The organism is Lentiprolixibacter sp. (assembly GCF_982873095.1).
In genome coordinates, this window is the sequence record NZ_CEYNTP010000184.1 from 1 (window position 1) to 5,756 (window position 5,756).

6 protein-coding genes are annotated in these 5,756 nt (G+C 48.7%); 2 read left to right on the forward strand and 4 right to left on the reverse strand.

Annotated features, from left to right (window positions below):
• The coding region (locus tag AC4E7D_RS10735) for an alpha-isopropylmalate synthase regulatory domain-containing protein (protein ID WP_490173799.1) at positions 1–173 on the forward strand (173 nt) is incomplete at its 5' end.
• A 21-nt stretch (positions 174–194) separates the two neighbouring features.
• On the forward strand, positions 195–1,250 hold the full coding sequence (leuB, locus tag AC4E7D_RS10740; protein ID WP_490173794.1) for a 3-isopropylmalate dehydrogenase: 1,056 nt from the start codon (positions 195–197) through the stop codon (positions 1,248–1,250).
• A gap of 4 nt (positions 1,251–1,254) precedes the next feature.
• Here leuB and AC4E7D_RS10745 read toward each other — a convergent pair whose 3' ends face one another.
• The 4 genes from AC4E7D_RS10745 to AC4E7D_RS10760 form a co-directional block, all read right to left on the reverse strand.
• Complete coding sequence (locus AC4E7D_RS10745; protein WP_490173795.1) at positions 1,255–2,847, reverse strand: NADP-dependent glyceraldehyde-3-phosphate dehydrogenase; 1,593 nt, start codon at positions 2,845–2,847, stop codon at positions 1,255–1,257.
• A 43-nt stretch (positions 2,848–2,890) separates the two neighbouring features.
• A complete protein-coding gene (gene ilvC, locus AC4E7D_RS10750; RefSeq protein ID WP_490173796.1) occupies positions 2,891–4,366 on the reverse strand; it encodes a ketol-acid reductoisomerase in 1,476 nt (491 codons plus the stop codon).
• Positions 4,367–4,394: 28 nt separating this feature from the next.
• Positions 4,395–4,922 (reverse strand): acetolactate synthase small subunit, encoded by a 528-nt coding sequence (ilvN, locus tag AC4E7D_RS10755; RefSeq protein ID WP_490173797.1) that lies wholly within the window; start codon positions 4,920–4,922, stop codon positions 4,395–4,397.
• 5 nt (positions 4,923–4,927) lie between these two features.
• On the reverse strand, positions 4,928–5,756 hold an 829-nt coding region (locus tag AC4E7D_RS10760), incomplete at its 5' end, for a thiamine pyrophosphate-dependent enzyme (protein WP_490173798.1).

A 5,756-nucleotide genomic window follows, 5' to 3' on the forward strand; every position in this document is an offset into this window, starting at 1 on the left:
CCGACCTGATCGACTATGCGGTTAGGATACCCCCGGGAAGCCACTCCGATGCCCTGTGCGAAACCTTTATTACCTGGGAAAGCCACGGCAAGGATTTTACCACGCGTGGGCTGGATTCTGACCAGACCGTATCCGCGATAAAGGCGACAGAGAAAATGTTAAACATGATTTGAACCCAGAGATTTACAACTTCCATGAAACTTAAGATAGCTCTTTTGGCCGGGGATGGTATTGGCCCCGAGGTAATTGCACAAGCCGTAAAGGTGTGCGACGCAATAGCGACCAAATTTGACCATGAAATCAGCTGGCGGCCTGCCCTTACGGGGGCTGCAGCCATAGATGCTGTTGGCGACCCCTATCCGGAGGAAACCCACGAGATCTGCAGCACTTCGGACGCCGTGCTCTTTGGAGCCATAGGGCATCCCAAATTCGACAATGATCCCTCCGCCAGGGTGAGGCCCGAACAAGGCCTGTTGAGGATGCGAAAAAAACTAGGCCTCTTTGCTAATGTACGGCCCACGTTTACCTTTCCTTCTTTAATTGATAAATCCCCTTTGAAAAGGGAACGCATTGAAGGGACCGACCTTGTTTTCCTGAGGGAACTTACCGGGGGCATCTATTTTGGGGAACGGGGACGAAAGGACAATGGGGACACTGCATTTGATACCTGTACCTATACCCGGGCAGAAGTAGAGCGCCTGGCACGGAAAGGGTTTGAGATGGCCATGAAGCGGTCCAAAAAGCTGTGCTGTGTAGACAAGGCAAATGTGCTGGAGTCGTCTCGGCTTTGGAGGGAAACGGTACAGGTCCTTGAAAAGGAGTATCCCGAGGTAACCGTCTCTTATGAATTCGTGGATGCCGTAGCGATGCGGCTGGTCCAGTGGCCCAACGATTACGACGTGCTCATCACTGAAAACCTGTTTGGGGATATCCTCACTGATGAGGCATCCGTCATTTCCGGTTCCATGGGTCTTATGCCTTCCGCCTCTTTAGGCCAGGACATTGGCCTGTACGAACCCATACACGGTTCCTATCCGCAGGCGGCCGGGAAAGATATCGCCAACCCCCTGGCTACAGTGCTTTCTGCAGCCATGATGTTTGAAGACTTTGATTTGCAGGAGGAAGCAAAAGCCATTCGGGATGTCGTCAACGCCTCCCTTGCCGAAGGGATCGTTACCGAAGACCTTGCCGAAGGGGGTACTTCTTACAAGACCAGTGAGGTGGGTGACTGGCTGGCAAATAATGTATAATCTGTTACAGCAGGTAGTCCGTACTGATAAAATTGGATAGCTTGGTTTCCAGCAGTTTTTCCAGGATTTCGTTGTTGTAGGTATTGTCTTTTGATGCCACAAAGGTCCTTATCGAAAAAGAACGGAGGGCATCATGCACACTCAAGGTACCCTTAGCTGAGTCCTTGCGCCCGGTAAAGGGATACACATCAGGCCCGCGCTGGCAGGAACTGTTCAGGTTCACCCGACAGACCAGGTTGGCTAAGGTATCGATCAAGGGTGATAGGGCGTAGACATCATTCCCGAACAAGCTCACCTGTTGCCCGTAATTGGATTCTGCCATATCATCAAGGGGTTCTTCGATATCTTCAAAGGCCACCACCGGAATAATAGGCCCAAATTGCTCTTCCTCGTACACCCGCATGTCTTTGGTTACCGGGTACATTACCGCCGGCCAGATATAGTTGTCCGTGCGTTCCCCGCCTTTTTCATTGATGATCTTTGCACCTTTTTCCAGGGCGTCATCTATGAGTTCCTGTATATAATCCGGCTTTCCCGGTTCTGGCAGGGGTGTTAGGTGTACACCCGGATCCCATGGGTTTCCGAAGGTTAGTCCATCCACACGTTCTGCAAATCTCTTGTTGAACTCCTCCAGGATGTCTTTATGTACATAGACTACCTTGAGCGCGGTACACCGTTGCCCGTTATAGGAAAGCGTACCGTTAAGGCATTCAGAAATAGCGAGGTCAAGGTCGGCATCAGGCAAAACAATAGCGGGATTCTTGGCTTCAAGCCCCAGGACCAGTCGCAAGCGGTTGCTTTTCGGGTGCTGGTCTTGCAGCGCATTCGCGGATGAACTATGCCCGATCAAAGCCAGTACATCGACTTTGCCCGTCTTCATGATAGGTCCGGCAATAGCACGCCCCCTTCCAAATAGGATATTGACCACTCCTTTCGGGAAAGACTCCTTAAAGGCTTCAATAAGGGGTGTAATTAGCAGGACGCCGTGTTTGGCAGGCTTAAAAATGGCTGTATTCCCCATAATAATAGCGGGGATCAGCAGGGCGAATGTTTCATTCAGGGGATAGTTATAAGGCCCCAGACAAAGCACCACACCCAGGGGACCGCGTCGGATATGCGCATATACCCCGCTGTGCTTGTGAAATTTGGCCGAATCCCGGTCGAGCTGTTTATACTCTTCTATGGTGTCATAAATGTACTCCACCGTCCGGTCAAATTCCTTTTCAGAATCAGGAAGGGATTTACCTATTTCCCACATCAGTAGCTTTACGACTTCATCCCTTTTGGTCTCCATCAGCTTTACAAACTTCTCCATGCAGGCAATCCTGTCCCTCACACGCATGGTAGGCCAGACGCCTTTTCCTTTATCAAAAGCCTTTAAGGCCGCATCCAGGGCTTCGAGCGCTTCACTTTCACCCATAGTAGGGATGCTTCCAAGCAGCGTTGGAGCATACTCCTCGGTACTGGAGATCGTCGAATACACCTCGGAGGTGGATCCGTCCCATTCCCTGATTTCCCCGTTGAGAAGGTAATTTTTCTGGTGGATCAATTGCGTTATCCGGAACTTCTCCGGAATAGCAGAAATTGCAGTTTCCATAGTATTCTCTTTTTGATAGCCCTGTAAATATAGATGATTAGGGCTAAACAATGGGTTTCATGGCGGTCATAGATGCCCTTAAACGGGCGCCCACAACTTCCACAGGATGTTCCCGAAGCGCTTTGTTTACAGCAATCAGGCGTGCATTATCCACCCCGTTGTCCCGATCTTCTCCAAATACCTCCCCAATGACATCGGTATCGATCTGCTTCATGAAATCCCCAAGCAGTGGTTTACAGGCATGGTCGAAGAGATAGCAGCCGTATTCTGCCGTGTCTGAGATCACGCGGTTCATTTCGAAAAGCTTTTTACGGGCAATGGTATTTGCGATAAGTGGCGTTTCATGCAGGGATTCATAATAGGCAGATTCCCCTATGATCCCCGAGTCGGTCATGGCTTCATAAGCAAGTTCTACCCCTGCCCTGACAAAGGCTATCATGAGCACCCCGCGATCATAATATTCCTGTTCAGAAATCGCATCTTTTCCGGCCGGGGTCTTTTCAAAGGCCGTTTCACCAGTGGCAGCACGCCAGGTGAGCAGGTTCTTATCGTCATTCGCCCAGTCTTCCATCATCGTCTTTGAAAAGTGACCGCTCATGATATCGTCCATATGTTTGTGAAACAACGGGCGCATAATGTCTTTTAATTCCTCCGAGAGGTCGAACGCCTTAATTTTGGCAGGGTTGGACAAACGGTCCATCATATTGGTGATCCCACCGTATTTCAGGCCTTCTGTAATAGTTTCCCAGCCGTACTGGATAAGCTTGGAGGCATACTTTGGGTCCACACCTTTCTCTACCATTTTATCAAAACATAGGATCGACCCTGTCTGTAATAATCCACAAAGTATGGTTTGTTCCCCCATGAGGTCGGACTTAACTTCAGCAACAAAGGAAGATTCCAGAACGCCTGCACGGTGGCCTCCTGTGGCCGCAGCATAGGCTTTGGCCTGCTCCAACCCTTTCCCTTGCGGGTCATTTTCCGGGTGGACAGCAATCAGGGTGGGCACTCCAAACCCCCTTTTATACTCCTCACGGACTTCAGAGCCCGGGCTTTTAGGCGCCACCATGATTACAGTAAGGTCTTTTCTGATTTGCATGCCTTCCTCCACGATATTGAATCCATGGGAATAGGAAAGGGTTGCCCCTTTTTTCATAAGCGGCATTACTGCATTGATCACGTTGGTGTGTTGTTTATCGGGAGTAAGGTTGATGACCAGGTCAGCTGTGGGTATCAAGGCTTCATAGGTATCCACAACAAAGGCGTTCTCAGTGGCATTTAAATAGGATTGCCTCTTCTCCTTTATGGCCGATTCGCGAAGGGCGTAGGAGATATCCAGTCCGGAATCCCGCATATTCAACCCCTGATTCAACCCCTGGGCACCACAACCTACAATGACGATCTTCTTTCCTTTAAGTGCGGCTACACCATCCCCAAACTCATGGGCATCCATAAAGCGGCACTTGCCGAGTTGTGTCAACTGATCCCTGAGGGAAAGTGTATTGAAATAATTTGCCATAGTGTTCTTTGCTGTTTAGTAGTATTGATTAATCTTGGTACATTTTATTTAACAAGGCCGTAATTGGCATTTCTTCTTTGGTGACAGTGATCCTCCCCGACCGTACAAACTGCAATATTCCATACGGTTCCAGATTGTCGTGCATTTCGTCTATCTCGTGACGACGACCGGTTTTAGCCAAGACAAAATATTGGCGGTTTACCGTTACTATTTTAGATTTACTTGCAGCGATGATGTTTTGGATCTGAGGTTCGTCGAAAAGCAGGTGTGAGGCAATTTTGAACAGTGCCGATTCCTGATAAATCGTCTCCTCATCCGTATGGTAAAACGCCTTGATGACTTCAATCTGCTTTTCAATCTGAGCTACGATCTTCCGCACCCAGTCTTCCGTGGTAAAGACGACCACGGTAAATTTTGAAACTTCTTTAATTTCTGATTTAGAAACATTTAAGCTTTCTATATTTATGTGACGCTTTAAAAATATTCCCGATATCCTATTGAGCAATCCCACATTATTTTCCGAGTAAACGGATATAGTAAACCACCTTTTTTCCATCTGTATTATTTTAATCTGATTTCCGACACTGAAGCCCCGGACGGGATCATTGGAAAAACATTGTCTTCTTTTTCTACACGAACTTCCAGGAAGTAGGGTTCCTTGGATTGCATCATTTCTTCTACCCGCTTTTTAAGGTCCTTCCTTTCGGTTACCCGGGCGGCTTTCAGGAAATAGCCTTCGGCAATCTTTACAAAGTCCGGATTGGTCATTACCGTGGAAGCGTAGCGGCTTTCGAAAAACAATTCCTGCCACTGACGTACCATCCCCAGGTGATCGTTGTTAAGGACGACGATTTTTACCGGCGTCTGGTTTTGGTAGATGGTGGCAAGCTCCTGAATGGTCATCTGGTACCCGCCATCTCCTATAATGGCCACCACTTCCCGGTCCATGGCACCCATTTTGGCTCCGATAGCAGCCGGTAGCGCAAAGCCCATGGTTCCCAGTCCTCCAGAGGTGATGTTACTTTTGGTCTGGTCAAACTTCGCATACCTGCAGGCAATCATCTGGTGCTGCCCTACATCGGTTACAATTACCGCCTTGTTCTTTGAGGCCAAATTGATCTCCTCGATGACCTCACCCATGGTTAAACCGGGTTTGGTGGGGTGAAGGTCTTTCTCTATTACGGTTTTGAATTCCTCCTCGTACTTTTTATCGAATTCCTTCTTCCATTCCTCATGGCTGTTCTCCTTAATCAATGGGAGTAACAGTCCCAATGTCTTTTTGGAATTTCCGAGTACGGCGACATCCACCTTTACATTCTTATTTATCTCTGCAGGGTCTATCTCAAAGTGGATGATCTTGGCCTGCTTGGCGTAACTCTCGAGGTTCCCG